At 43.9% G+C, this 26,220-nt stretch carries 28 protein-coding genes; 10 read left to right on the top strand and 18 right to left on the bottom strand.

Translation table 11 applies throughout. From position 1 onward, the window contains the following. Positions 1-436: 436 nt before the first annotated feature. The gene (locus SporoP32a_RS12030; RefSeq protein ID WP_085428109.1) at positions 437-955 is read right to left on the bottom strand and encodes a YwhD family protein; all 519 of its coding nucleotides are present in this window, start codon (positions 953-955) and stop codon (positions 437-439) included. A 67-nt stretch (positions 956-1,022) separates the two neighbouring features. On the opposite strand from SporoP32a_RS12030, the gene SporoP32a_RS12025 reads away from it, so the two are divergent. Next, entirely contained in the window at positions 1,023-1,208 is a 186-nt protein-coding gene (locus SporoP32a_RS12025; protein ID WP_085428108.1) for a 2-hydroxymuconate tautomerase, read from the top strand. A gap of 42 nt (positions 1,209-1,250) precedes the next feature. Here SporoP32a_RS12025 and SporoP32a_RS12020 read toward each other — a convergent pair whose 3' ends face one another. Together SporoP32a_RS12020 and SporoP32a_RS12015 are read right to left on the bottom strand one after the other, a co-directional pair. After that, positions 1,251-1,763 (bottom strand): YwgA family protein, encoded by a 513-nt coding sequence (locus SporoP32a_RS12020; RefSeq protein WP_085428107.1) that lies wholly within the window; start codon positions 1,761-1,763, stop codon positions 1,251-1,253. Positions 1,764-1,780: 17 nt separating this feature from the next. Then, positions 1,781-3,070 (bottom strand): HD domain-containing protein, encoded by a 1,290-nt coding sequence (locus SporoP32a_RS12015; RefSeq protein ID WP_085428106.1) that lies wholly within the window; start codon positions 3,068-3,070, stop codon positions 1,781-1,783. A gap of 837 nt (positions 3,071-3,907) precedes the next feature. On the opposite strand from SporoP32a_RS12015, the gene SporoP32a_RS12010 reads away from it, so the two are divergent. Next, positions 3,908-4,546: an RsfA family transcriptional regulator gene (locus SporoP32a_RS12010; protein WP_085428105.1), complete on the top strand. Its 639-nt coding sequence runs from the start codon at positions 3,908-3,910 to the stop codon at positions 4,544-4,546. An 18-nt stretch (positions 4,547-4,564) separates the two neighbouring features. Here the strand turns inward: SporoP32a_RS12010 and SporoP32a_RS12005 are convergent, their stop codons facing one another. Together SporoP32a_RS12005 and pta are read right to left on the bottom strand one after the other, a co-directional pair. After that, a complete protein-coding gene (locus SporoP32a_RS12005) occupies positions 4,565-5,401 on the bottom strand; it encodes an octanoyl-[GcvH]:protein N-octanoyltransferase (protein WP_085428104.1) in 837 nt (278 codons plus the stop codon). A 66-nt stretch (positions 5,402-5,467) separates the two neighbouring features. Further along, entirely contained in the window at positions 5,468-6,439 is a 972-nt protein-coding gene (gene pta / locus SporoP32a_RS12000; protein ID WP_085428103.1) for a phosphate acetyltransferase, read from the bottom strand. A 215-nt stretch (positions 6,440-6,654) separates the two neighbouring features. Between pta and hemQ the strand changes: the two genes are divergently transcribed. Continuing rightward, entirely contained in the window at positions 6,655-7,404 is a 750-nt protein-coding gene (gene hemQ, locus SporoP32a_RS11995; protein ID WP_085428102.1) for a hydrogen peroxide-dependent heme synthase, read from the top strand. A gap of 717 nt (positions 7,405-8,121) precedes the next feature. Further along, positions 8,122-8,466 carry a spore coat protein GerQ gene (gene gerQ / locus SporoP32a_RS11985; protein WP_085428100.1) on the top strand — a complete coding sequence of 115 codons (345 nt, stop codon included), beginning with the start codon at positions 8,122-8,124 and terminating at the stop codon, positions 8,464-8,466. 39 nt (positions 8,467-8,505) lie between these two features. On the opposite strand, the gene SporoP32a_RS11980 is transcribed toward gerQ, so the two are convergent. From SporoP32a_RS11980 to SporoP32a_RS11960, 5 genes are all read right to left on the bottom strand, one after another. Continuing rightward, complete coding sequence (locus tag SporoP32a_RS11980) at positions 8,506-8,886, bottom strand: DUF423 domain-containing protein (RefSeq protein WP_085428099.1); 381 nt, start codon at positions 8,884-8,886, stop codon at positions 8,506-8,508. A gap of 99 nt (positions 8,887-8,985) precedes the next feature. Further along, on the bottom strand, positions 8,986-9,249 hold the full coding sequence (locus SporoP32a_RS11975) for a YwdI family protein (RefSeq protein ID WP_085428098.1): 264 nt from the start codon (positions 9,247-9,249) through the stop codon (positions 8,986-8,988). Beyond that, complete coding sequence (locus SporoP32a_RS17220; protein ID WP_085428097.1) at positions 9,246-9,422, bottom strand: uracil-DNA glycosylase; 177 nt, start codon at positions 9,420-9,422, stop codon at positions 9,246-9,248. Before SporoP32a_RS17220 ends, SporoP32a_RS11975 begins: the two co-directional genes overlap by 4 nt. Positions 9,423-9,445: 23 nt before the next feature. Then, positions 9,446-10,123, bottom strand: a complete 678-nt coding sequence (locus tag SporoP32a_RS11965) for a uracil-DNA glycosylase (RefSeq protein ID WP_085428096.1) — start codon at positions 10,121-10,123, stop codon at positions 9,446-9,448. A 5-nt stretch (positions 10,124-10,128) separates the two neighbouring features. Continuing rightward, positions 10,129-10,884: a DUF4230 domain-containing protein gene (locus SporoP32a_RS11960; protein WP_085428095.1), complete on the bottom strand. Its 756-nt coding sequence runs from the start codon at positions 10,882-10,884 to the stop codon at positions 10,129-10,131. A 195-nt stretch (positions 10,885-11,079) separates the two neighbouring features. On the opposite strand from SporoP32a_RS11960, the gene thiD reads away from it, so the two are divergent. From thiD to bshB2, 3 genes are all read left to right on the top strand, one after another. After that, positions 11,080-11,913: a bifunctional hydroxymethylpyrimidine kinase/phosphomethylpyrimidine kinase gene (gene thiD / locus SporoP32a_RS11955; protein WP_085428094.1), complete on the top strand. Its 834-nt coding sequence runs from the start codon at positions 11,080-11,082 to the stop codon at positions 11,911-11,913. Between the two features lie 126 nt (positions 11,914-12,039). Continuing rightward, entirely contained in the window at positions 12,040-12,390 is a 351-nt protein-coding gene (locus SporoP32a_RS11950; RefSeq protein WP_085428093.1) for a YojF family protein, read from the top strand. Between the two features lie 13 nt (positions 12,391-12,403). After that, positions 12,404-13,078, top strand: coding sequence for a bacillithiol biosynthesis deacetylase BshB2 (gene bshB2, locus SporoP32a_RS11945; RefSeq protein WP_085428092.1), 675 nt, complete (start codon positions 12,404-12,406; stop codon positions 13,076-13,078). Between the two features lie 42 nt (positions 13,079-13,120). On the opposite strand, the gene SporoP32a_RS11940 is transcribed toward bshB2, so the two are convergent. From SporoP32a_RS11940 to SporoP32a_RS11920, 5 genes are all read right to left on the bottom strand, one after another. After that, positions 13,121-14,215 (bottom strand): hypothetical protein, encoded by a 1,095-nt coding sequence (locus tag SporoP32a_RS11940; RefSeq protein WP_085428091.1) that lies wholly within the window; start codon positions 14,213-14,215, stop codon positions 13,121-13,123. Positions 14,216-14,275: 60 nt separating this feature from the next. Further along, positions 14,276-14,923, bottom strand: a complete 648-nt coding sequence (locus tag SporoP32a_RS11935) for a YczE/YyaS/YitT family protein (RefSeq protein WP_085428090.1) — start codon at positions 14,921-14,923, stop codon at positions 14,276-14,278. A gap of 76 nt (positions 14,924-14,999) precedes the next feature. Further along, positions 15,000-15,488 (bottom strand): Cys-tRNA(Pro) deacylase, encoded by a 489-nt coding sequence (gene ybaK, locus SporoP32a_RS11930; protein WP_085428089.1) that lies wholly within the window; start codon positions 15,486-15,488, stop codon positions 15,000-15,002. A gap of 114 nt (positions 15,489-15,602) precedes the next feature. Then, complete coding sequence (locus SporoP32a_RS11925; protein ID WP_085428088.1) at positions 15,603-16,172, bottom strand: hypothetical protein; 570 nt, start codon at positions 16,170-16,172, stop codon at positions 15,603-15,605. A gap of 409 nt (positions 16,173-16,581) precedes the next feature. Then, a complete protein-coding gene (locus SporoP32a_RS11920; RefSeq protein WP_085428087.1) occupies positions 16,582-18,513 on the bottom strand; it encodes a cation:proton antiporter in 1,932 nt (643 codons plus the stop codon). Between the two features lie 112 nt (positions 18,514-18,625). Here SporoP32a_RS11920 and SporoP32a_RS11915 point away from each other — a divergent pair, with 112 nt between their 5' ends. Together SporoP32a_RS11915 and SporoP32a_RS11910 are read left to right on the top strand one after the other, a co-directional pair. Next, positions 18,626-19,663 carry a hypothetical protein gene (locus SporoP32a_RS11915; protein WP_085428086.1) on the top strand — a complete coding sequence of 346 codons (1,038 nt, stop codon included), beginning with the start codon at positions 18,626-18,628 and terminating at the stop codon, positions 19,661-19,663. Between the two features lie 29 nt (positions 19,664-19,692). Continuing rightward, complete coding sequence (locus SporoP32a_RS11910; protein ID WP_085428085.1) at positions 19,693-19,881, top strand: SE1832 family protein; 189 nt, start codon at positions 19,693-19,695, stop codon at positions 19,879-19,881. Positions 19,882-20,415: 534 nt separating this feature from the next. On the opposite strand, the gene SporoP32a_RS11905 is transcribed toward SporoP32a_RS11910, so the two are convergent. Continuing rightward, positions 20,416-20,961, bottom strand: a complete 546-nt coding sequence (locus SporoP32a_RS11905; RefSeq protein ID WP_085428084.1) for an RNA polymerase sigma factor — start codon at positions 20,959-20,961, stop codon at positions 20,416-20,418. A 114-nt stretch (positions 20,962-21,075) separates the two neighbouring features. Next, positions 21,076-22,326, bottom strand: a complete 1,251-nt coding sequence (locus SporoP32a_RS11900; RefSeq protein ID WP_085428083.1) for a hemolysin family protein — start codon at positions 22,324-22,326, stop codon at positions 21,076-21,078. A 244-nt stretch (positions 22,327-22,570) separates the two neighbouring features. Here SporoP32a_RS11900 and SporoP32a_RS11895 point away from each other — a divergent pair, with 244 nt between their 5' ends. Then, positions 22,571-23,953: a dipeptidase gene (locus SporoP32a_RS11895; protein ID WP_085428082.1), complete on the top strand. Its 1,383-nt coding sequence runs from the start codon at positions 22,571-22,573 to the stop codon at positions 23,951-23,953. A 585-nt stretch (positions 23,954-24,538) separates the two neighbouring features. Here SporoP32a_RS11895 and SporoP32a_RS11890 read toward each other — a convergent pair. Continuing rightward, the gene (locus tag SporoP32a_RS11890) at positions 24,539-26,116 is read right to left on the bottom strand and encodes an IS1182 family transposase (protein ID WP_085428081.1); all 1,578 of its coding nucleotides are present in this window, start codon (positions 26,114-26,116) and stop codon (positions 24,539-24,541) included. Between the last annotated feature and the right edge of the window lie 104 nt (positions 26,117-26,220).

The following is a 26,220-nucleotide window of genomic DNA, read 5'->3' as shown; positions in this document are numbered from 1 at the left end:
GCGGTTGCGCGTGCTGTATGAGCCGTCGACGTGGCTGATAGAGCGAATAGCAGGCTTGATAGAGCGCTCGGCCGCTCTGATAGGGCGGTTAGCGGCCGTGATAGGGCGGATAAAGCCTCCGATTGAGCATTTGCAGTAGCAGTAGCAGTAGCGCCCCACTTCTCTATCCATTGAAAAAAGCCACATTCTCCGTATCCGCGGAGAGTGTGGCTTTTTTGACCGATATGCAGTGATCGAATGAATCCGCACTGCTTGGGTTTGTGTTTTATCAAACAATTGTCTGCATAACGGGTGTCCTAGATTACAGCGCAAAGCTGTATATTTAGTTTACTTCCTTTTATGCAGACATTCAACCTCAAAGAGGAGGTAATGCAAATTGTCACATTTTTGACTTATTTGACGAGATTTGAAGTTTTGATTCCAATAAATTTTCAGCTTACTCCGTGCGTAAACCTTCGTGTAATTCAGGTGTACTGCGTTCCCATAGTTCCGCATTATGCGATTGGAGGAAGTCCTTCAAGATATTTTTTGAACGATCGTCCATTTCGTCTACCATGATTTTACGCTTCATTGATTTGTCCATGCGGTTGACGTGATCTGCTAGTAATTTATAGCCGCGTCTCTTTTCACGGTTGACCACCATCTCACAAGCCGTAATTCCTGCATAATACGGTCCTTCTTCACGGTAATCAATGGTAACCCAAACTAACCAGTACGGCTTTCCACCTTCAGAATCTTTGCGATCTGTCGTAAATTTGATTCCGCGCTCCGTATCACTGCGGGCATGCATAGCGCCCATTTCCACTTGCGCTGTACCTTCTTCAACATCGATGATCACGGGTGAGATGTTTTCCAATGATAGTGACCCGATACCGAATCCCTTATGACCGTCTGTCGGATCATTTTTTATGATAGTAAAACCTAACTTTGGTTTTGAATTTTGCTCACTTGCCATGTAAATCGCCCTCCGTCTCTGTTATTATATGTACTATACCTGAATTTTCTGCTAAGGAGGAAATAAAATGCCATACGTAACGGTAAAAATGCTTGAAGGTCGCACAGACGATCAAAAACGTGCACTATGTGAAAAGGTTACACAAGCGGTTGTAGAAACAACTGGTGCTACTACTGATAGCGTAACAGTTTTCATTGAAGAAATGCCAAAAAACCATCTTTTTAAAAATGGAAAACTTATGAGTGAACAGTAAAATCAGCAAAAGGATTCTCATCGTGAGAATCCTTTTTTATTGCTACATGTAACTTACTGAACTTACTTGCATCTCTTCAATGAAATCAAAAGCTTGTTCCATTTCCTGATCGGTGAAGTTCAATTTATTTTTCACAATACGTACTTTAGCAATTTGATCCTCTTTATCGAGTTGATCGAAAAACAACAACGTCGAAACAAGTTCCAAAAATCGAGACGACTTTTCATTCAATCGCTCAATACAACCCGGCAGCTGCTCTTTTGGTGCGTCTGCTGTCGAAATGAATTTAGAGCCTTCATCCGTCACTTGATAGCAATATTGCTTATATGACCCCTTGTCCTCAAAGCGTTCTGCCAAAAAACCCATCTCGCATAATTCTTCCACTCGCAATGTCAGTTCTTCCGAATAAGGACCGTACATATGGAGTTCGTATTTCTCCGCGAAAGGGAAATTCATCTTTTTCAATATATACACCATCTTTTGCATCTTCTTACGGCCATTTACTTCATTCGCCAACGATATAAACTGAACGATTTTTGCATGCTCTTGCAGCAAGTCCCGCAACCCCTCTCTTAACCTCTCAACAATTCCAAAATCTTCTCATGCAACGGGTTTCCATCTATCAACAAATCTTCAGGATAATAAATTTTATGGTCTGTTCTGCGTTTTCCTGATATCGCTTCTACCACATCCGACATGCGCGACAGTTCACGCAAATCACCATTTTCTAGTTGTAAATAAATCGGGACACGCTCATTCTCTTCACCCGGACGGTAAAAGTCATAAGGCAAATCAGATGAAGAATCCGTCACCAAATAATATTCTGGATCGAGCCCAGCTTCTTTGAATAACGTGATGAGTTCTCCGAATTTCATATACTGCACTGCCGGATCGAACTCCGCATACTGAAATAAACGTCTGTTCACGAAACGATCGCATAAATCAGCTAAAATCGTATCGTTCTCTTCCATCCACAGCTGGAAATACGTCAATAACACGCCCTCATCAAGGGCTATGTACTCTTTCAATTTGAACTCTTGCGCGAAGAATGAAATGAAATGCATCGGCTCTTGCTTAAATGCATACCCGTTTTCGAATAAAAACTTCGCTCTATGCAAAATTTTAATCAGAATCACTTCTGCGCTACGCGATACTGGATGGAAGTACACTTGCCAGTACATTTGGTAACGACTCATAATATAATCTTCCACTGCGTGCATACCGCTATGTTTAATGACTACTTGTTCCTCAGTCGGACGCATGACGCGCAAAATACGTTCCATGTCGAAGTGGCCGTACGATACGCCTGTGTAATACGCATCGCGCTGAAGATAATCCATGCGGTCCGCGTCAATTTGACTGGAAATCAAGCTAACGACCAATTTATCCGGGTACGTTTTGTCAATGACATCTGCAACTTTTTGTGGGAAATCTGGCGACACACGACGCAACACTTCATGGACTTCTGTCTGTTCCAATAAAATTTTCTGAGTGAATTGTTCGTGATCCAGATTGAATACTTTTTCAAATGCGTGAGAAAACGGACCGTGTCCGAGGTCATGCAACAGCGCTGCACATAGGGCAACGAGTCGTTGTTCTTCGTCCCACTCTTCTCTTAAGCTGAAGCCGTCGTCAAGAATGCGCCGGACGATTTCATAGACGCCAAGCGAGTGCTGGAAGCGGCTATGTTCTGCGCCGTGGAACACTAGGTACGTGGTGCCGAGTTGGCGGATCCTACGCAGGCGCTGGAATTCGCGCGTGTTGACCAGGTCCCAGATTACGCGGTCGCGGACGTGTATGTAGCGGTGCACGGGGTCTTTGAACACTTTCTCCTCGGGCAATTTTTCGTATTGGTACGTCATGTCGTCACCTCATCCTTCATTCGTTACAGTATAACAAAAAACGACGTGACGTGACATAGTACTCTATGACGGATTTTAAACGGTTGGTGTTGGAATGTGTTTGTAGAAGAGAGTGACTTAGTGTCTACTTTGGGATGGAAGCTCCAGCTGGCGGACGCTTTCCTATGGGCCCGCGGTGAGCCAACTAGTCACTGCGTTCCTTTAGTTGTCTCACCTGATCGGGCTGATCCATCAGGAGTCGCCACCAGCTTCCGCTTCCATCCTACCTATTGAGTGGGAGTTACTTAGATTGCTCCCTGGAGTTAATATGTAAGTTATTATTGTGACTAAACCTATTTAAGTTCAAGTTCAAAACAGATTACAATCCTAACTTCAATGCCAACAAGAAGTATCACCCGCTTACAACGTAAGGGATTGGAGCGAGAGCCGTAGCGGAGGACGGCTTTTGCGAGTAAAAGCGAAGCGTTAGGAGCACATCTTTGCACTAGGAGGCGGCGACTCGGGGAGGATCAGTGGGACAGGTGAAACACCCGGCGAGCGAAGCGAAAGCCGTAGCGTAGTACGGCTTTTGCGAGTAAAAGCGTAGTGTTAGGAGCACATCTTTGCACTAGGGGTGTGGTTCACCGCCCACCCTCCCGAACGCGTCCGCCTAGAGCGCAAATCCCCACCCCAACACCCTGCCAGCCTACCCCCGCTAACTTTACTTAACTCCCACTCACCCAAAAAATCTGCCCATTTTATTACCATCTTCATAGAATTTTGTAACTCTCTGAATAAAAGATTCGTTTCGTGGTCATAATGGCAGTAGAAAGAGAGTACAAGACAGGAGGCATGGAGATGGTGAAAGTTAGACAAGATGCTTGGTTAGAACGGGACGATGAATTATTGGCAGAGACGGTGCTACGACATGTAAGAGAAGGAAGTACACAGCTTGGTGCATTTGAGGAAGTAGGCGACGCACTAAACCGAACAGCCGCGGCTTGCGGATTCAGATGGAACGCTGTCGTACGAAGAGAATACGAGGAAGAACTCGCCGAAGCAAAGAAAGAGAGAAAGCAAACGTTGCGTGTGCTAGGTACAGATTTTAAAAGACGCAACCAGCAAATGTACAACCCAGAAGCAGGTCCGGATGGCCAGGAAAAAATCCAGGTTCCCCTATCCGCCCTATCCCTCGATACCGTCATCGCGTATTTAATTCGCATGCATCATAACGGTGGTGCAGATACAGATGCACTTCGTTGGAGACAGACGGCAAAAACAGCGACCGAGCAAATGAAAACGCTGGAAACACAAATAGACAATCTGAAAAAAGAGAACAAAACGTTGAAAGAAGATTACGAGCAATTCGTCCAGATCATGAACCGAGCACGTAGACTAATCGCATTGAATGAAGAAAGCGAACACATCGCACCGTTATTTAAAATGGAGCCAAATGGAAATTTAGTCGCATCAAAAGAGCCGCCAATCGATAACTGATTGGCAGCTTTTTTCGTTCTATGATAACATCTTTTGATTACGTTCAAATACCCGTTGCAAATAAAAGCCGTACAATTCCATTTCTTCATCCGTCAAGCCGCCATGCCGCACATCGTCTGTCAACGAACGCAATAATAACTGTAGGCGAATGACTACTTCATTGACGGTCAATTGCGTATCAAGAATTTCTGATAACGACGCCATAGTATCAGGCTGAATCACAGGATAGCTGAATTTTGTCTGCTCACCTTGCAATCCCGTCTCATAGACTTCTCGAATCATCTCCGCACGTTCAGATCCACTGCCTTCTATGCATAAATACACTTGTACAGCGACTCCTTGACGTAGACGACGTTGGGAAATGCCTGCGAACTTCTTGCCATCCACACTTAAATCGTATGAACCTGGACAATACGAACCAACGATTTCATAAGCTTTAATCCGTTCGCCGAGTTCTGGAAATAGCAACTGAACTAGCGACAGCATCGCTTCGTAACCTACAGGAATATCGATTGAAGATTTCTGTTCCGAAAAAATGAGCGAGATATTCAATATCCCATTATCTAATACTACAGCAAGGCCACCTGAATTTCGGACAATCGACTGATAGCCGTGCTGCGCTATTCCTTCCATCGCTTGCTGGATGTAAGGCATTCGATGATCTTGAATTCCTAAGACCACTGTATGATCGTGCACCCATGTTCTAACGACGGGGACACTTTTTTGCTGTCCGACTAATTGGCATAATGTATCGTCCATGGCGAAAGATTCAAGCGCTGAACGATTACGCGCCGAGATCGATTCGTCGATAAAGCGCCAAGCCGGTTGATTCAATAAATGTTTATCTTGTGACATGTCTAGTTCTCCTATAGTTGTTAATCTGGATTGTATGTAGACGTTTCACAAACTTGGAGCCTGTAATTATAGGCTTTGAGCTGCTGTGATGATAGACAATTTGTACACGTCTTCTGCAGAACAGCCGCGTGACAAATCGTTGACAGGACCATTCAAGCCTTGAAGAATCGGTCCAATCGCTTCATATCCACCAAGACGTTCAGTCAATTTATAGCCGATGTTGCCGGCATCCAAAGTTGGGAAAATAAAGACGTTTGCATCGCCTTTGATGACGGATTCTGGGGCTTTCTTCGCGGCTACACTTGGTACGTACGCTGCGTCAAATTGGAATTCTCCGTCGATCAATAGTTCAGGTGCCAATTCCTTTGCAATTCTAGCGGCTTCTACTACTTTTTCCGTTTCTTCTGTTACAGCAGAACCTTTAGTCGAGAATGAAAGCATTGCCACACGCGGATCGATTCCGAATGCCTTTGCCGTCTTCGTACTTTCCACCGCAATTTCAGCTAACTCTTGTGCTGTTGGATTTACCGTGATAGCACAATCTGCAAAGATCATACGCTCTTCTTCCTTCATCATAATGAAAGCACCGCTTGTTTTAGTAATGCCAGGTTTCGTCTTGATGATCTGCAATGCCGGACGAACTGTATCTGCCGTCGAATGTGCAGCCCCACTCACCAAACCGTCTACACGTCCTGTATAGATTAGCATAGTTCCGAAATAGTTTACATCTTTCAATTGCTCGCGTGCCTGTTCAATTGTGACTTTCCCAGCGCGACGTTCCACGAACTTTTCCGCTAACTCATTAAAATAGGAAGCGCTTGCAGGATCGATCAACTGAATTTCGGAAATATCGAAACCACCGTCTTGCGCCACTTTTTTTACGGTCTCTTCATTACCTAATAATACCGGTGTAATGATCCCCTCTTGCTGAAGATGTACAGCCGCTTCTAGTATTCTAACGTCTTCCCCCTCAGGCAATACAATGGTCTTTCCTTTGCCTTCCAACGTTTTACGAATACCTTCAAAAAGATCTGCCATGTGTAATTCCCACCCTTTGTTATATTTTCCTATTCATCATACCTGAAAATCTAAATTAATTCACTAAGAAATTCCAAGTTTTCAGACAGTTGTCGGATTAGTGCATATTTTCATCGTATATAACGTACGCGCCATCTTATTCCTTAACGACCATAGACCGTTTATGATACACTTGAAAAAGAAACTACTTTGATTTAAAAGGAGACTGAATTCAAGTGAACGAAGCAGCTATTACATTAGACGGTTGGTATGTACTTCATGATTTTCGTACGATGGACTGGGCTTCTTGGAAACTGATTTCAAAAGAAGAGCGCCAGGCAGCAGTCAATGAATTTCTAACATTTTTGGACCGTATGCAAGAAGCGGATGACGCTAAAACAGGCAGCCATGCTTTTTATACGGTAATTGGCCAGAAAGCAGATTTCATGCTTATGACATTACGTCCAACAATGGATGATCTTCAACAATTAGAGGCAGAATTCAATAAATTAACGATCGCAGATTATACGATCCCAGCTTATTCTTATGTATCCGTAGTCGAGTTGTCGAACTACCTTGCAGGCGAGTCGGACGAAGACCCGTACCAGAATCCATATGTGCGCGGACGTTTGTATCCTGAATTGCCACGTAGCCAATACATTTGTTTCTATCCGATGGACAAGAAGCGCGAAGGCGACGATAACTGGTACATGCTCGACATGGACAACCGTAAGAGTTTAATGCGCAGCCATGGCATGATTGGCCGAGGCTATGCAGGAAAAGTGAAGCAAATCATTTCCGGTTCAGTCGGTTTTGATGATTACGAGTGGGGCGTCACGTTGTTCTCTGATGACGTGTTGCAGTTCAAGAAACTCGTGTACGAAATGCGTTTTGACGAAGTCAGCGCACGCTACGGCGTGTTTGGTTCGTTCTTTATCGGTACGATTCTAGAAGCCGACAAGCGCGCAGCATTTTTTGAAGTATAATAAATAATTACGAAGCCGCGAACAAAATAGTTCGCGGCTTTTTTGTCTGGAGGAAAGAGTTAATTTGGCTAGCGGTTCGGGATTGAAGCTCCAGCTGGGGACGCTTTCCGGTGGGCGTGGCTTGAGCCTCCTCGTACGCTACGCTTCCTGCGGGGTCTCAAGGCGCACGCTTATCCACCCGGAGTCGCCCCAGCTTCCGCTTAAATCCTACATAGTTATTGGTGCTACTTAGAACTCTCATTATCCATAGCAAGTGAATTATTGTTAACTTTCAACATAGTTAGGTTCTACATACAACTAAAATTCACAACTTGCACAGGGTCTTGAACCTCACTTTCTAACTCAAGAACAAGCCACCAGTGAAGCGAAGTGTAAGGCGGCGACTCGGGGAGGATTAGTGGGACAGGTGAAACACCCTGCGAGCGAAGCGAAGGGGTGTGGTTCACCGCCCACCCTCCCGAACGCGTCCGCCTGAAACGCAGCGAAACGTTGCTATCACTTTCACACATACAACGCACATCACATTGCAAGCTCTTGAACTCCACATTCCAAATCTCCATTCATACCTCCCCCTCCTCCAACATAAGATACCAACAAGGAGGTTTTGTTCCACTCTCATCACGATAAACTTCGAAGGAAACGACGTGTATCCCTATAAACGTTTTTCCTTCAAGACCGCCCGCAAGAAATACTACCTTATCTGGAAAGGATGTTAAAATGGTTAATTATTATTGGAATCCCGGCTACGGCCAGCAACAAATGGTACCGCCACAAACTAACCCACAAGGGGGCGGGCCCACTATACCCTTCAGAGAACAATCGTATATCGAGAATATCCTCAGGCTCAACAGAGGAAAACCGGGCGTCTTTCACTTTTCATTCGAACATGCGGTAGAAGCAGGCAAGAACACGAAGGCTGTTACAGGCATGGTAGAAGCTGCCGGACGTGACCACGTAATCCTCAGTGAAGCCGGAACGGGTAGACGCTACTTATTCCCGATGATCTACTTCGATTATGCCGAGTTCCCTGAGGAATTAAATTACTTCGACCAAACGCCATAAGAAAAAAACCGCTCATCCTGTGTGAGCGGTTTTCCTTTATTATCTACCGAATTTCACTGCGGCAATAATCAACATGATCCAGCCAGCAATGAACGCGACGCCGCCTATAGGCGTGATGGCGCCGAGTATTCCGATTCCAGATAAACTAAGTACATACAGACTTCCCGAGAAAATAATGATACCAGCCAAGATCAAATAGCCGGCCCACGATAGTTGTGTCGATGGTCCAAGCAATGCACTGCTCATCAAAATACCAATGGCAAGTAAGGCAATCGCATGAAACATCTGATATTGTACCGCGGTTTCCCAGACGGCTAAATAGTGTTCGGACAAGCGATCCTTTAATGCGTGTGCACCAAACGCCCCAAATCCAACTGCAATAGCCGCGTTAATAGCTCCAGCAATTATAAAAAACGGCATGAATATTCCTTCTTTCTAACAAATCATATATATCCTGATTCTAGTCTATCATATCGTCAGGGCTAGAATTAACAGGTTTTTGAACGGTTTGTGGCGTTATTAGAAATCAAACAATGACTCCCCATTAGCATCCGGTTCATGCAATGGTTGTTCGCTCAACGAAGTGACTGGCGCTGCATGAACAGAACTCAGTTGCACAGATTGCGGAATGGACGGTTCGGACGGCCGTTCTTCATTCAGCATTAAATTACATAAGGTTCGCACAGCATAAATCGCTTCCCGCTGCGTCGCTTCGTCTTGTGCTTGCTTTGCTAAGCGCACTTGTTGTTCCATTTCTCCAAGCAATTTTGAAGCAGTAATCATCGCATTTTCATCCCCTTTTTCGGTTCAAACTTCATGCACTCCATACCAGAGGAGCGCTTCACTACAATAGAAGGTAACATTTTCGTCTTAAATCCATATGCCTTGCAGCCCCGCGGATTTGCAGGGTCCCATGTTGTATAAAAGAAGATACAGTCGAAACAATTGACTGCCATAGTCACACTTCCTTTCTAGTTGTTCACTTCGTAGTTTTTGACCAATCAATCGGCTCTTTATTCCACTTAGTCAAGTACTCATTTGTTTTGGAAAATGGTCGGCTCCCAAAAAATCCGCGCGATGCACTAAACGGACTTGGATGTGGTGATTCGATGATTGCATGACGTCTACGGTTAATCAAAGCGGTTTTTTCCTGGGCATGCTTCCCCCATAGAATGAAGACAATAGGGTCGTTGCGCATGGATAGTTTGCGAATGACTTCATCCGTAAACAGTTCCCAGCCTTTGCCGCGATGTGAAGCCGCTTCCCCTTCACGCACAGTCAGTACCGTATTCAATAATAATACACCTTGTTCGGCCCATCCTGTCAACATTCCCTCTGTTGGAATATCCATACCGATATCCGAAGACAGCTCCTTAAAGATATTGCGCAAACTTGGAGGCAACTTAATGCCAGGTTGTACGGAAAAACTCATGCCATGCGCTTGATTAGGTCCGTGATACGGATCTTGACCCAATATTACCACTTTGACGTCCTGAAAAGCTGTTAGTTTAAAAGCTGTCCACATGTCGGTCATTTGCGGATAAATGACGTGATGTGTATATTCTTTGTGTAAAAATGTACGCAATTCCTGATAGTACGGTTTGTTGAATTCATCTTTTAGCATGCGATCCCAATCATTACGAAATTCTGCTACCATATGCATCACTCCTTAAATTCAATATCCAATCGATAGCCAGCGAATGAAAACATATCCTTTAGCGATTTGACTGCATTCTGTTCAGCAGAATCCAGCACACCCTGCTCGGATGCTTCTTCCATCAGTACTGTTTTGGCTTCATTCGCTAGTTCATAACCTTCTTTAATATCCGCTTTACCGCGGAAGAGTCCCTCTACCGAATACACTTCCACTTTATCGAAATATAGTTCGGCACCACCTAGGAATTCAGCTTTCGGTATCGTTAACTGTATGCGTTTTTCTTCTTCATCCACTTGCATATCGTGCTCAGTGACTTTACTGAGGTCGATTCCAGCCTTAACAGAGCCGGGAATCACCACTAATAAATTCCGTTTCGTTCCAGGAAAATTAACGCCTATGCTTCGGCCGAATAATTCGTTGTCCGTGCGTTCGATGAGAACTTTCGTATAGGCTTCGGCGGTCGCCAACTCCTGCAATTCTCGTACGCGCTCGACGAAGGCTGTTTTTTGTTCAGAAAATGTAGAACCTAGTTGCATTAAATAAAATCCTGCGATTGGCAGGGTAATAAGTGCGGCGATCAATAATAAAATAAGCAAAGTATATGTTTTTCTCCACGAGGACCATAAACTAAAGGCAAGTTCCAAAATTCCGCCCCTGCGTTTGCGCTTCGTTTTTTTTCGTCCAGCAAACGGTATGACGGGTTGCGCATCTGCCCCTTGTCTTTCCTTTTTCCCTCTTTTGGATGAATCATGCTTACTCATGGCTCACATCCTATCTTATGATCAGACACTTTGTCTCTATCTGTACGTTCTGTCGACTAATAGGTTTCATTAGCAGAACGTATACGTATAACGTGACTTCTAGGTTTGCTAAACATCCAAATTGATTGTATTCCGACAATTAGTTGTATACTATAAATAGCAAGAAAAAGTAGTAAGCGAAGGAGATGTTTTATTATGCCATTGAAGAAAACTTTAACGATTGCAGGCTCGGATACATCAGGCGGCGCAGGTATTCAAGCGGATCTGAAGACTTTTCAAGAACACGGTACATACGGCATGACGGCAGTAACAGTAATTGTAACGATGGATCCCGATCAAAACTGGTCACATGATGTCTATTCATTACCGATTGATGTCGTAAAAGCGCAATTGAAGACGGCGTTGTCGACTGGGATCGATGCAATTAAAACAGGCATGCTTAGCACGGAGGAAATTATCAAAACCGCAGGCCAGGCAATTGATGAGTCCGGTTTAGATCATGTAGTTATCGACCCTGTCATGGTGTGTAAAGGTGAAGATGAAGTACTGAATCCAGGCAATACAGACGCGATGATCAAATATCTTGTGCCCAAAGCAGAAATTGTCACACCGAATTTATTCGAAGCAGGACAATTAGCTTCTATGAAAACACCGAAGACTATTGACGACATGAAAGTAGCGGCGCAGAAAATCCATGAACTGGGTGCACGCAATGTTGTGATCAAAGGCGGTAAACAACTTGATCACGAAGCAGCCGTAGATTTATTCTACGATGGCACGACATTTACGGTATTGAAATCAGAAAAAGCGGATACACAGTATAATCACGGTGCAGGCTGTACGTTTGCTGCAGCCATCACAGCGAATCTAGCGAATGGTATGACGATTAAAGACGCGGTCATTGAAGCAAAACAGTTCGTCACAGCGGCAATTACGCACGGCTGGAAGCTCAATGAGTATGTAGGACCTGTCATGCACGGTGCAAAAAACCAGTTTGACGCACCACAGGTAAAGCTGCAGGAAGTATAAGCGCAAAAGTCAGGTCTAGGCCTGACTTTTTTTATGAGCCGTCTAATCGCAATTAAACCGTACAATCTATATACTAATAAATAGATGAATTGCAGTAAAATGACTGCAGTATTTAGGAGGTTGAGCATGGAAACTGTTGACGCGAAACACTTACAGGAGTTACTGGACTCCTTTGCTAATAAAGATGTTTACATACATTTGGAAACCACAAACGGTTCGTATGCTTCTCATTTCCAAGAAGGTTTTTTCAATGCGGGGGCATTCATTCGTAATGTCGTCATTCGCTATGAACTTGGAAAAGTAGCAGGCGAATCCCCTCACCGAATTGGCTTGAAGTTGCCGAGCGGTTGGATTTACGCACAAGGGATTACACATTACACACTGGATGAGCATAATCGTTTACTGATGGCAGGACTTGGACCTGACGGAAAACTTGCGGTTGCGTTCGAAATCAGTGAAACACCATTTGCTTATTAAGAAGGGAGATTTTTTGATGTTGCAAAAAGAACGACACGTACTCGTTGTATTCCCTCACCCTGACGATGAATCATTCGGAATCGCCGGAACCATTGCAGAATACATTGAAATGGGCGTACCCGTTACGTATGCTTGCCTGACACTTGGCGAAATGGGTCGAAACCTAGGAAATCCACCATTCGCGAACCGTGAAACACTGCCGCAGATCCGTAAGCAAGAGTTGCTGGATGCATGTGACGCAATGGGTTTGACAGATTTACGAATGATGGGACTTCGGGACAAAACAATAGAATTCGAAGATCCAGAGAAACTCATTACGATGATGACCGATCTGATAGATGAATTAAACCCTTCATTAGTCATCTCATTCCATCCGACGCTTGCTGTGCACCCCGACCACAATGCGACAGGCGTAGCCGTGATCGAAGCGATGAGTCGCATGCCTGAAGCGACCCGTCCTGTGCTATACATGAAAGCTTTCGACAATGATACGTTGAAGCAACTTGGTGAACCGCATATCGTACACCATACGCCAGACGTGGCGGATAAAAAGATTGCGGCTTTGCGCGCACATGCATCACAAACGATCTGGATGCTACCTGATATGGAAAAACGATGGGCAGCGAACGATACAGAGGCACTCGATTGGTTGCATAATGAAGCTTTTTATATTCATACATTCAAGTAAAAACCGCAGAGCCTCTGCGGTTTTTTTGTGTTTTATACTAAATCACTTGTCTTCATACTCTTTAATAAAGGCATAAAGACTTTGCAACTTCTTCTCAAATACTTCCACATTCAACGCTCGGTCCATTTGGATTCTTACGCTGTTTTGTGCTTGCACAGCGACTTGCATCTGTTTGCCCGCTTCTCCAATGGTCGTTTGATAACGCTGTCGAATATCTTCAATCTGCTTTTCTGCTTCCTCGTCCTTCGCACATAGCGGAACAATATCTACTAATTCATCACGCGGACTATCTGCATCATAGGCATGAGGTTTCGTTGCGTCAAACAAGCAAATCGATAACTCTGGAAACAGCACTAAGTCAATACTTGCCGGATCCAGACCACACCAGCCATATAACACATTTATCCCTCGACGCTGCGCTTCATCTCCTAGCGCACGCATCATAGTAGATTTCCCTGTACCCGGCAACCCTTTAATTAAAAAGCGTCGTTTCATATGTCTTGTAATAGACGGGATGAAATCATGTGCACTGCCAGCGGACAACGAACCGATAATTCGATGCGAGACGTGGGCAGTTTTCGTCAGCTCCATAGTGCCGAATATCTCTCTCTTTAATTCTTCCGTAATCTCTTCGTGGCGCGGCCAATCCATGCGCGCGATATTGACCAGTTCCCACTCATCATGGATCGCTTTTGCCTTTTTCAATGCCTTCAACGACTGTTCGAAGTGACTTCTTTCTTCCCTCAGCAACGTACTTACTTCATCATGCCGAACGAGCAGCTGATCTTGATGATAGACATCATAGAAGCAAAATACTTTATGGCGTCTGCCCAGTTCTGTCGGCTCAAATGAAATCGGATGCGAAGCCTGTAAGATGAACAGTTCCAGTCCTTTTACGAACAGCGCATCGGTTTTATCCACATGGCCAGGATTCATGAATCTATCTACATGATAACCCCTGTTGACAAAGTAGACCGCCAAGTCATTAAGTACTTGCGATAAGGAATGCGTAGGCAGACACTTCAAAAATATCGTTTTCTTAGATTCTGCAAGCAACTCCTCGTATTTGTGCTGCACGCCTTGTCCTGTATAGGCTGTTCCCATGTATTCTGTAATATAACCGTGTATGTTGACCACCCTTTCTTTCTTCCTTTCATCATATGTATAGGCAAATAAAAAAAGCACAGCCTTGATGGCTTATGCTTCTTTATAGTTCAATAACACTTTCTCATCCGTTTGTTGAGTAATCTTCAGCAATATTTTCTTGCATTGCGGCAAGGCAATCTGAATGATTTGTCCAGAGAATATGACAACAACGAGTGTACCAATCCCGACAGGTCCGCCGAGGATGAAACCAAATAACGTGGCGATTGCTTCTATCGTAGTACGCACCAATCGAAGGCTCCAGCCAAATTTTTCGACGAACAGTATCATCAAGCTATCACGTGGACCCGCACCAAGATTTGGTGAAACGTAGATTCCTACACCATAGGATAAAACGAATACACCGATGATGAATAAAATGATTTGTGCAGTCAATGATGTGACATCCGGCAAAAGCCAGTTGAAAAAGTCAATAAATACACCGATCACCAACATATTTAACCATGTACCTAGTCTCGGCCACTCTCTTAAAATCACCGACGTCACCGCAATGATAACAAAACCTGATATTATACTCCATGAACCTATCGTTAACCCGAAGTTTTGATACAAACCGATATGGAATACGTCCCACGGTGCAATTCCAAGACGTTGACCTTTAATCATCAACGAGATCCCGAGTGACATTATCATCATGCCGCCGATGAAAAATATCCACCGCCAAGCTAGTAAATTACGCATATACATTCTTCTTTCTTTTAGTTGTCAATGTCTTCATTGATTCATTGTAACAGAAATCGACAAGGTTGCTAGGTTCTTACTTTATGAGATCACTGAATTGTGCTTTTGCGACAAGCGCCAAGTCGTGAGGGGCCAATTTCATTTGTAAACCGACTTTACCTGCGCTGACATAAAAATAGTCGAGCGCTTCCGCTTGTTTGTCAATGAACGTCGGTAACTCTCGTTTCATGCCGATTGGCGAACATCCGCCACGGACATAACCCGTTTCTTTCGTCAGTTCTTTCATTGGTAGCATTTCCACTTTTTTAAATCCTGCCGCTTTTGCAGCCTTTTTTAAATCCAACTCATCTGATACGGGAATGATAAAAACGAGCAAATCCGTTTTACTAGCCATTGCTACGAGCGTTTTATAGACGTTCGCAACCGATTCATTCGTTTTATTGGCAACTGAAATTCCATCATTCTCTCCGTCGTCTGTTTCGTAGCTACGGACTTCATGTGGGATAGCTTCACTTTCAAGAATACGAATTGCGTTCGTTTTAGGGGACTTATGTTTTTTTGCCATATACGTGACATCCTTTCTTTCGTTCTAATAGAAAACTTGTATATGCTATGTATAACTAAAAAGCCCATTTCACTGGGTTCCAGCAAAACGAGCTCCGTTTTCAAGCGAATCGGATCAGACGCTGACATTTAGTTGGGGCTGATCCATTTGGTACTGATTCAATTTGGCTTGACTTTGTACTTGATAGATGGAAAACGCATGACTGTATTGCTGTTGCATGCGACTTGGTCCGTCAGTTACAACATTTTTATCGACGGCCTTCATTTGATCGTGGATTTTTTTGGCGCGGTTATGTAACGCTAACTGTAGTTCAGCTTGTGTAATCTTCGCTGATGCTTTACTAGCTAGCTGATAGTCCGCAGTCGTCGGCGCGACTTCAGAGTACGCTTCTTTGCGAACATCACGCCATAATTCAATAGTTTCATCTAGGTTGTTGCCAAGTGGAATCGAGATATTTTTGACCTGGCCTGCGCCAAGCTTTTGGATGTCGTTTGGTGTTTCCTCAAGTTTTTCAATGGGTTGTGAGTTTCCGCGCAGCAGGGCGACTAAATCATCTTTGGTCTTTTGCGCTTGTTCCCGAAATTCTGTTTGGCGTTCATAGGCGTTCTCGGCATTCTTTCTACGGACTGCGTCATACCGCTGCAGTTGTTCGGCAGCGCTCGCAAACCCCATTACAGCATTCATGGCATCCACCTCCGAATAGAAATTTTCGATACGAGTGTCTAGTATTACTAGTTTACGCAATAGCGCGTGAACTGCCAATCCATCAAAAGATTGGAATCGTGCGGGTTATTGTGTTCATTTTACCCAGCAAGTACGCATTTCATACTATGAGGGTATGCGTGACGGGTGATTTTTACTAGTTTTTGTTAGGCAAACATGTGTAGTATAACTACCCTCTTTTCTATGAAACCAAACAAACCACACGCTACTTGGAGTAGTGTGTGGTTTGAAACTTTGTAAGGGGTATTAAGTTCAAGGGCGAACGGTGAATGAATTAGAGAGTTAATTGGATTGTGCATGGGATGGAAGCTGCAGCTGGCGGACGCTTTCCCTAGCACGATACTAATTCTACTTTACCTATTTCAATCCCTTATTTCTTCATAATCTTCGGAGGCGTGTCTCCTGGTATTTCTGGTTTTTCATTTGGGGCATCTTCCAAGAACTTCGTTACGACGATATCTTTCGGCACATTGGCTTTGCCGTTCTTTTCTTCCAATTTGTCAATTGTCCGCTCGATGGTTTTATTCAACGTCGAGAGCGCTACGATGGTATCCCCTGTCTGTGCTTGGAGTTCTTTTTCTGCCGTGTAGAACTCCATGTCTCCATTTGCACGCATGACGTATAGCAATACCGACTGGTCATCGCGTTCGCGTAAGTACTGGGTGTAGCTGTATTGTTTCGTCAGCAACGTCTTACGGAATACGTGTCCTTGATGAATGCGCTCGTCCAGTTCATGGATGGACAAGTTCGGTGTAAACAGGAACTGCCCTGTTGCTAAATTAAACTGTTGATCTGCGCTTCGTTTATGCGTTGTCGTTTGGAACAGTAAGTCCCTTCCTAGATCAGGTGTGAAGTCAGCACATACATGTGAATTATAAGTATCGGTCTTGGTCATAGCCAAAATATAACGGTATGGCGTTAAGTCGAGATGATACCCGGTATGTTCAGATAAGATATCTCCCATATATGTTGGAACACTGAGCTTTCGTGCGTTGGAAAGACCGCCCCACGAACCTTCAATAACTAATACTTTATGACCTGCGTCACTAATGTTCTTCGCCAGTTCGGCTACAAACCTCGTGCTACCGATGAGCACAACACCCGACTCGATCGGTGTGGTCAAATTCAGTTTCTTTGCGAGCCAACCAATCGAGAAGCCGTGTACGATAACGGTCGAAAATACGAGCGCAAAGGTTAGTGCAGTCAATAGTTCTGCATCTTTGTAGCCGTTCTCGAGCAAAATCGAAGCGAAATATCCCGAAACGGTCAGTGCTACAATTCCTCGCGGCGCAATCCACCCGATGAGTGTTTTCTCACGATTCGTCAAATCAGTGCCGATTGTTGATACCCAGATAGATAGCGGTCTGACGACGAATAGCATCGCGAGTACGTATAGTATAATTTTCGGATTCAAAATTTCAATCAGTATATGCGGATTGAGGGAAGCTGTCAGCATGACGAAAATCCCTGAAATAAGCAACACAGAAATGTTCTCCTTGAATTCACGGATGTCTTCTAGTGTAGTCAAATGCATATTCGCCATCGTCATCCCCATCGCTGTGACGGCCAATAAGCCCGTCTCATGCATGATTTCATCAGATAATACGAAGACGAATAATACAAAGCCGAATAAAATAGGCGCTTTTAAAAACTCAGGTACCCAACCTTTTTCAAACGATGTACCTAATATCCGACTGGTCCCCCAACCAAGAAGCACAGAAAATAGTGATGCGCCCACGAAAAGCAACATCGCTTTGACTGTTACTTCATTATTTAGGAACTTGATCACTTCAAATGCAAAGACTGCTAAAAGTGCGCCGAACGGATCTACGACAATACCTTCCCACTTCAATATGGCTGCAGCACGAGGCTTTAATCGCGCTTGTCGTAATAAAGGTAGGATGACGGTAGGGCCTGTTACGATAAATAATCCCCCGATGATGAATGCCACTTCCCACGACAATCCTGCGATATAGTGGGCTGCAAGTGAACCGGCAATCCACGCGATGAACGCGCCGAATGTAACGATTCGCGCAACGGGACGACCAAATCCTTTAATTTCTTTAAAATCGAGATTCAAACTTCCTTCAAATAATATAATAGCTACCGCAAACGTAATAATCGGAGAATATAAATCTCCCATGGATTGCTGCGGATTGATCAAACCGAAAATAGGTCCAACCAACAGACCCGCAATCGCCATCACGACAATCGCTGGCATTCTCGTGCGCCATGCTATCCATTGCGACGCTACACCAATTAATACGACCAACATTAAATCCATAATCAATGAATTGAACATTAGGTAGGTCGCCTCCTTCCCTCTTCCAAGCCTTTCTGAAGCACTTTCTTCTCATTGTAATAAACAATTGCTCTTTTTCATAGGGTAAGAGGAACGAGCAGATTCAGAAAGGGTGGTTCCTATCGAAAAACAAGTCCAAAAAACAATCGTGATCTATCTTTCCATAACTGAAGGTAAGGGAAGTTATCCTTTACGCCGTGCACTAATACTGGCAAATACGCTAAAAAGCGAAGCACAAGTCATCTTTTTATACGATCAAGAAACACCAGTCCCAAGCGAAGATTTTACATGCCATAAAGTAATCGGCCCTTCTTCATTCATTAAATTAATAGGTAAACTTCAGCCTGATCTTTTGATTCGTGACAGTGGTCCAAGCTATAAGGACGAAATGATCAAGATTCACGAACTAGTGCCTAGTATTCTACATTTCGATGATTTTGGTGATGGCGGACAATTAGCAGACTGGGTGATCCAGACGCTGTATCCGGAAACTCAGGAACTACATGCCGAGCACTATATCGTGGGGCCTGAGACATTCATAGCAGACGCTTCACTGGAATCTTTTCGACATGCCGGTTTAAAGAGAAAATCCCTATCTTCATCGCAACTCGTCATTTCATTCGGTGATGAAGATCCCGGAAATCTCACGTTTCGTGCGTTGCGACATTTAAAGCAACTGCAAATTCCTTTATCCGTTATGGTGCTACTAGGAAAGAATTATAAACATGATGTGAGTGAAATCCAAATGATGGCATTAAGCCGACCGAATACAAAAGTCGTCCAAGCCCCGGACAACCGTGCAGAGTTGTTCTCCAAAGCCGATATGGTTCTGTGTGATGCGGGCTATACACCTTATGAAGTAGCTGTTATCGGTGTACCTTGTATTGTACTTGCCCAAAACGAGTTCGAATCAAACCTCGGCTTTCCGACCGAAAGAAACGGCTTCACCCACCTTGGCCTCGGCCGTAAAGTAACACAGTCAAACTTACTGAACGCGATTATGGAACCATTGCTGCATGACGCACGTAAGGAACGCGCGATCAAAAAGCAGTTGCAAATCGATGTAGGTACGAGTAACAAAGAGGTAATTGAGGCGATCCGTTACTTGCTAGAGTTTCCTAAACGCACAAGACAGAATATGTTACACTAAAGGAAAACATATGATAGGAGTTTTCCGTTATGACGAAGGATCAGTTGGAGCAAGAGATCGCTGAGCTGAAGATGGACTACATCAGCTTGCAGGGTGATATGGAGAAGTTGGAGTCGACGGGTCATGTGAAGATGATCGAGAACGCAGAACTACGCCTTTCTAGAATGGAAGAGCGCCTCGCAGATTTGAACAAGCAACTTGCTGAAGCGACGAATTAAACACGAACAGCCTCTATCAGGTATTGCTGATGGAGGTTGTTTTTGGTTTGGAATTAAGTATAGCTGGCCATGGATAGGGGTGGGGATTTGCGCTCTAGGCGGACGCTTTCCCATGGGCTCTCGGGAGTCGCCCCTCCTAGTGCAAAGATGTGCTCCTAACGCTACGCTTTTACTCGCAATACGAGTGGGTGATACTTTTCAAGTTCATTGAAGTTAGGATTGTAAGTCGTTCTGAACTGGAACCGTACTTGACCTTAACTAAGTTCAAAAATAACAACACTAAGTCACGCACTAACGGCAGTAAGCATTCTATATCCTTCTACTTTCAAAGTAGGATTGAGACGGAAGCTGGGGCGACTCCGGGAGGATCAGCGTGCGCCTTGAGACCCCGCAGGGAGCAAAGCGGACGAGGAGGCTCAAGCCACGCCCTCCGGAAAGCGTCCCCTGCTGGAGCCTCAATCCCCTCCCACTTACTAATTTTCACTTTTTATCTATCCTCTCACCCCATAAAAAAAGCCCACAGCAAGTGTGAGCTTAAGCCATTACATATTCATGGGCTGCTTCGTCTTGTACGAGCAACTCCTTCAAATACTTCTTCGCACGGAACAAGCGAGACTTCACCGTACCGATCGATACACTCATCAACCCGGCAATCTCTACCAACGAATACTGATTCACATAGAAATACTCAATCGTCTTCCGGTAAATCCCATCCAACTCGCCGATCTTCTGCTGCACCAGCTCCGAAATATCACTCTGCTCCATCAACTCAGCAGGTGTTTTCGAATTACTGGGAACCAAATCAAGGATCGGAACGTCTAATGTATCAGGTTGATTCATCACGTATTGACTGTGACGTACATTTTTTCTATACCGGTCGCGGAATGTGTTCATACAAATCGTTGTTAACCAAGCCTTCATACGGTTCACTTCGCTCATTTCACCACTATAGCGTACAACCTTTACCCATACGTCTTGCATGAGATCTTCTGCTTCTTCTTTATTGCGAGTCAATTTAAGACATAAATGATATATATAGCGTCCATATTCTTCGTATAATGCGTTTAAGTCGTTTTTCATAATAAGTAGCCTCCGTTTTGTAACTGATACCCTTATTATCACCGACAAACACATTATGAACTATCGCTTTCTCTTTCAGTAACCTTACAGTTATGTAAGGTCACTTGACATCTCTTAAACTTCTATGGCCTCTTCTTGTTCTTCTTTCTTGGTAATCCTCAGACGTAAAATCCGTGTTCGATCCATCTCTTCGATTTCAAACAACAACGACTTGTAGTTGAACGATTCACCCACTTCGGGAATATGACCCACTTCTTGAAAAACAAATCCGCCGATTGTATCATGATCTGTCGGCAACTCTATGTCGAGAAGTTCAATGACGTCTTCAATCTCCAAGCGTCCTTGACAAACTAAGTGATTATCTTCTTTCTCAAAGACCATCGACTCTTCCTCTACATCCGTTTCATCCTCTATATCCTGTCCAATCATTTCTTCAATAATATCTTCCTGCGTTACAATACCAAGTGTTCCACCGTATTCATCTAGCACGATGGCCATATGCTTCTTTTGTGTCAGCATCCGTTTAAATACTAGTTCCACACTGGCTGTCTGGACGACGAACAAAGGTTGACGATCAATGACATCCGCAAACGACCGCTCAGGATACATCGACCACTCGATTATCATTTTCGAATAAAAAATACCGACCACTTTGTCGATACTTTCTTCATATACAGGGTAGCGAGTGTAGAAATATTGCAATACGACATCGCGTACTTCTTCATACGTAGAATCCATCGATAGCGAAATAATGTCCGTACGGTGTGTTTCCATTACATCACTGACATCTTTATCGCGGAAGTCGAGCATCCCTTTTAAACGAAGAGATTCATCTTGCCCGAATGTACCTTCTGTAGATGCGATATCTACCATAGAACGGACGTCTTCTTTCGTCAAAGTCGCTTCTGTAATCGTTCCTTTAGAAATCAAACGAACGAAGAAATTTGTAAACAGTGACAAGACTAACGTCAATGGAATCAATAACTTCACGAGTACCGTAATAGGTGGTGCTACGATATACGCGATACGATCCGCAAATGTAGCAGCAATCGTTTTCGGTAATACCTCTCCAAATATAATCAAAACTACCGTTAAAATCCCTGTCAATAATCCAATACTCAATCCTTTGTCGATGGCAATCATCGTTACAATGGTCGGCATTAAAATATTGGCAATATTATTTCCGATTAAAATGGCCGTAATCATACGATCCGGCTTGGAAATCAATTTCCTTAATTTTATCGATTTAATGTCTCCCTGATCCGCGCGCAATTGAACTTTCATTCGATTGATAGCAGTCAGAGCTGTTTCACTTCCCGATAAAAAGAAAGACAAGAACAAACAAAGTCCCAGTGCAATAAACAATTGCGTCTCCTCCAGCGTTTCTCCATTTATTTGTTATCATTCATCAATTGTTAATTCCATGAATCCAACATTTCTTATTGCGTAAGTATATCATACATATAAACTGAGCCGTTAATGCAACACGCAAATTAGGACGTCTACTTTTAACATTCGGTTCCCTTATCTGTAAGCGTCTAAACCTTAATGCATCACGATCTTCTGCTATACTGTGAATAGAAAATATCCAAAGAAAAGAGGGTTTATTATGACTTCATTACAATCATTGGACCAATATTTCACGAATAACCGCGACCGCCACTTGGAAGAATTAACAAAATTCTTAGCAATTCCAAGTATCAGTGCACTTTCCGAGCATCAACCGGATATGCAAAAAGCAGCGGAATGGCTGTCGAATGAATTTGAAAGTATCGGACTGGAAAATGTATCGATTGAAAAAACCGCTGGACAATCTGTTGTCTATGCAGACTGGTTGCATGCTGAGGGTCAGCCAACTATTTTGATCTACGGTCACTACGATGTGCAGCCTGTTGATCCACTCCACTTATGGGAAACACCTCCATTTGAAGCAACTATCCGTGATAATAAATTATATGCACGCGGAGCAAGCGATGATAAAGGGCAAGTGTTTATGCACAGTAAAGCAATCGAGGCGCTGATGAATGTTGAAGGCAAACTTCCCGTCAACGTCAAGCTTATTATAGAAGGAGAAGAGGAAATCGGCAGCCCGAGTCTTGAGGAATATATCCAAAATAATCAAGATAAGCTAGCGGCAGACTTCATCGTCATTTCTGATACTGGCATGTACGGACCTGGACAACCGGCCATTTGCTACGGACTGCGCGGGTTAGCGGGCGTACAGATTGATGTAAAAGGACCTAAAGGCGACTTGCACTCCGGACTATACGGTGGTGGCGTTCAAAACCCAATCCACGCACTCGTCGAAATCCTAGCTTCATTCCGTGATGCTGAAGGAACAATTGCGATCGATGGATTCTATGATCAAGTTCGCGACCTAACCGAAGAAGAACGCGCAGGCTGGGCGGCTCTTGATTTTGATAGAGAAGCAGTGAAAAAAGAAGTAGGCGTCAAAGAACTTACAGGCGAACCCGGCTATACGTACACGGAACAAACATGGGCTCGTCCTACACTCGAGATCAACGGTGTATTCGGTGGATTCTCAGGAGAAGGCATCAAAACCGTTCTTCCTTCCGAAGCCGGAGCAAAAATCACATGTCGTCTAGTTCCAGATCAAGAACCTGACGAAATCGTAGAAAAACTACGTGCGCACATCGCGAAACACGAACCAGTGGGTTGTGAAGTAACGATCACGGAATTCGATAAGGGTAAACCTTACTTAACGCCATACGACCACGAAGTCATTCAAGCGGCGGGCCGAGCATATGAGCAAGTCTACGGTGTACCAACCGTCTACACTCGCGGTGGTGGCTCTATTCCAATCGTCGCAGCATTCGATGAAATACTTAAGTTACCTGTGGTATTAATGGGCTTTGGTCTAGATACCGAAAACTTCCACGCGCCGAATGAACACTTCCACTTGGAAAACTTCGACAAAGGACTGCGTGTGATTAGTGGTTACTATGGAGAGATTGAAAAGCTCGGTCTGTGAGTTTAAAGTCTATGAGCGGATTTGTGGTTGGATAGAGCACTCGGCCGGAGTCTATGAGCGAATTCAAGGCCGCATAGAGCACTCGGGCGGGGTCTATGAGCGAATTCAAGGCTGCATAGAGCACTCGGGCGTAGTCTATGAGCGAATTCACGACTGCATAGAGCACTCGGGCGTAGTCTATGAGCGGAATCACGGCTGCATAGAGCACTCGGGCGTAGTCTATGAGCGGATTCATGACTGCATAGAGCACTCAGCCAGAGTCTATGAGCGAATTCACGCCTGCATAGAGCACTCGGACGGAGTCTATGAGCGAATTCACGACTGCATAGAGCACTCAGCCAGATTCTATGAGCGAATTCACGCCTGCATAGAGCACTCGGACGGAGTCTATGAGCGAATTCACGACTGCATAGAGCACTCAGCCAGATTCTATGATCACATCACTCCCAACACACATCCCTACTCACCTTTTCAACATACAAAAACGAGGCTGGGACATAACTAGCCAGAAGTGAGCCAAAAAAGGGTTCGATCATCGGTTTTTGATGATCGAACCCTTTTTGTATAGAAATCCTTGTACGACTTCTATACATTTACCTCCCTGGCAGTGTACTTTCTCAAGTTCACTGCCAATAAACCGAAGGCTAATTCATTTTTCACCTTTTCCTTTCCTCTTACGGAGAAACGAGTGAACCCTAAATTAGCCTTCAAGAATCCAAAAACTGGCTCTACGTCAATCTTGCGCTTGCCGTAAATTTCACCTGTTTTCTTATCTGAAAGCTTTTCACGAATATATTCTTTTTGCTGTTCCCACTTTTCATTCACATACAACTTCCTATTGTTCTCTTCTTTTGCTTTGGTACAGAAAGAGCGCAATGGGCAGCTTGAACAATCCTCACATTCGTATACTTTCATCGTCCGTGTGAATTGATAACGATCCGTCCGATTGGAAAGGTAGCGGAACACGAGTTTTCTGTCATTTGGACAAGTAAAGGTATCCGTAGTTTCATCATATGCCCAATTCGCCGTATTGAAAGGGTCGGTTTTGTACTTCTTTTTCTTTTCTTTGCGATATTGGTTATAGGTAATAAGCGGAACGCGCTTTCGATTTTCAATGACATCTCCGTAATTCTGTTCACTTCCATAACCGGCATCCGCGACAATATACTGTGGCAGCTCAAAAAAGTCTTGTTCAATAGTATCTAAGAATGGAATGAGTGTACGCGTATCGGTCGGATTTGGATACACGTCAAAAGCGAGGGTATATTGCCCTTCGGTCGCAATTTGCACATTATATCCCGGTTTTAGTTGCCCGTTTTTCATATAATCATCTTTCATCCGCATAAAGGTCGCATCGCGGTCCGTCTTCGAGTAGCTGTTACGATGGCCAAAGATCTTCATATCGTGCTGATACTTCTGCTTTCGATCCAAGAAGTCTTGAAATTGTTTACGGTATTGTTTAGGTTCTTTTCGTAGCGAGCGAATTTGTTTACGTTCCTCGACATCTTCGCTAGCGTTAATCTTTTCTGTATAGGTTTGGATAGTTTCATCTAGCTTCTCTACTACTTTAGACAGTTCCGCAGTAGATAGTTCATCAAAACTTTCTCGTTCGATTTCAGGGATGATCTCTTTTTCTAACAGCTCTTCGTACATCTGACTGGACCTTTCTACAAGACCTGAACTATACCGTTCCACTGACTTGCGCCAGACAAATGTAAATTTGTTGGCATTCGCCTCAATCTTCGTTCCATCAATAAAAATGGCTTCTTCATCAATTAGCTGTTTTTGTACCAGCTGGCAACGAAATTGCACGAAGCACTGGCGTAGTACTTCTTTTACTTCAGGATGAACGCGAAATCGATTGATGGTGCGATAGCTTGGTTTATAACCTTGAGCTAACCACATCATGCGAAGGCTATCTTTTAACAGTCCTTCTATTTTTCTGCCCGAAAAAACAGACTGTGTATAGGCACACAAAATGATCTTTAACATCATCCGTGGATGATAAGATGGGCAACCTGTCTCACGCAAAAAGCTGTCAAATGCTTGTTTCGGAATGCTTTCGACTAGATCATGCACGGCGTAAGCAATATCATGTTCTTGTAAGCTAATTTCTAAATCTAAAGGTAAAATCAGTTGGTTCATGTTATAATCTTTAAACATAAGGATACCTCCGATACTTTTTGTTGTGGTGACTAAATTTTATCAGAAGGTATCCTTTTTTCTTCCTAAAACTAAAAAAATATATAAAAAAGAACGAACCCCAT

This window comes from Sporosarcina ureae (assembly GCF_002109325.1).
GTDB lineage: Bacteria > Bacillota > Bacilli > Bacillales_A > Planococcaceae > Sporosarcina > Sporosarcina ureae_C.
Note: the sequence above shows the minus strand (reverse complement) of the source record. Positions and strands in the feature narration are given on the sequence as shown.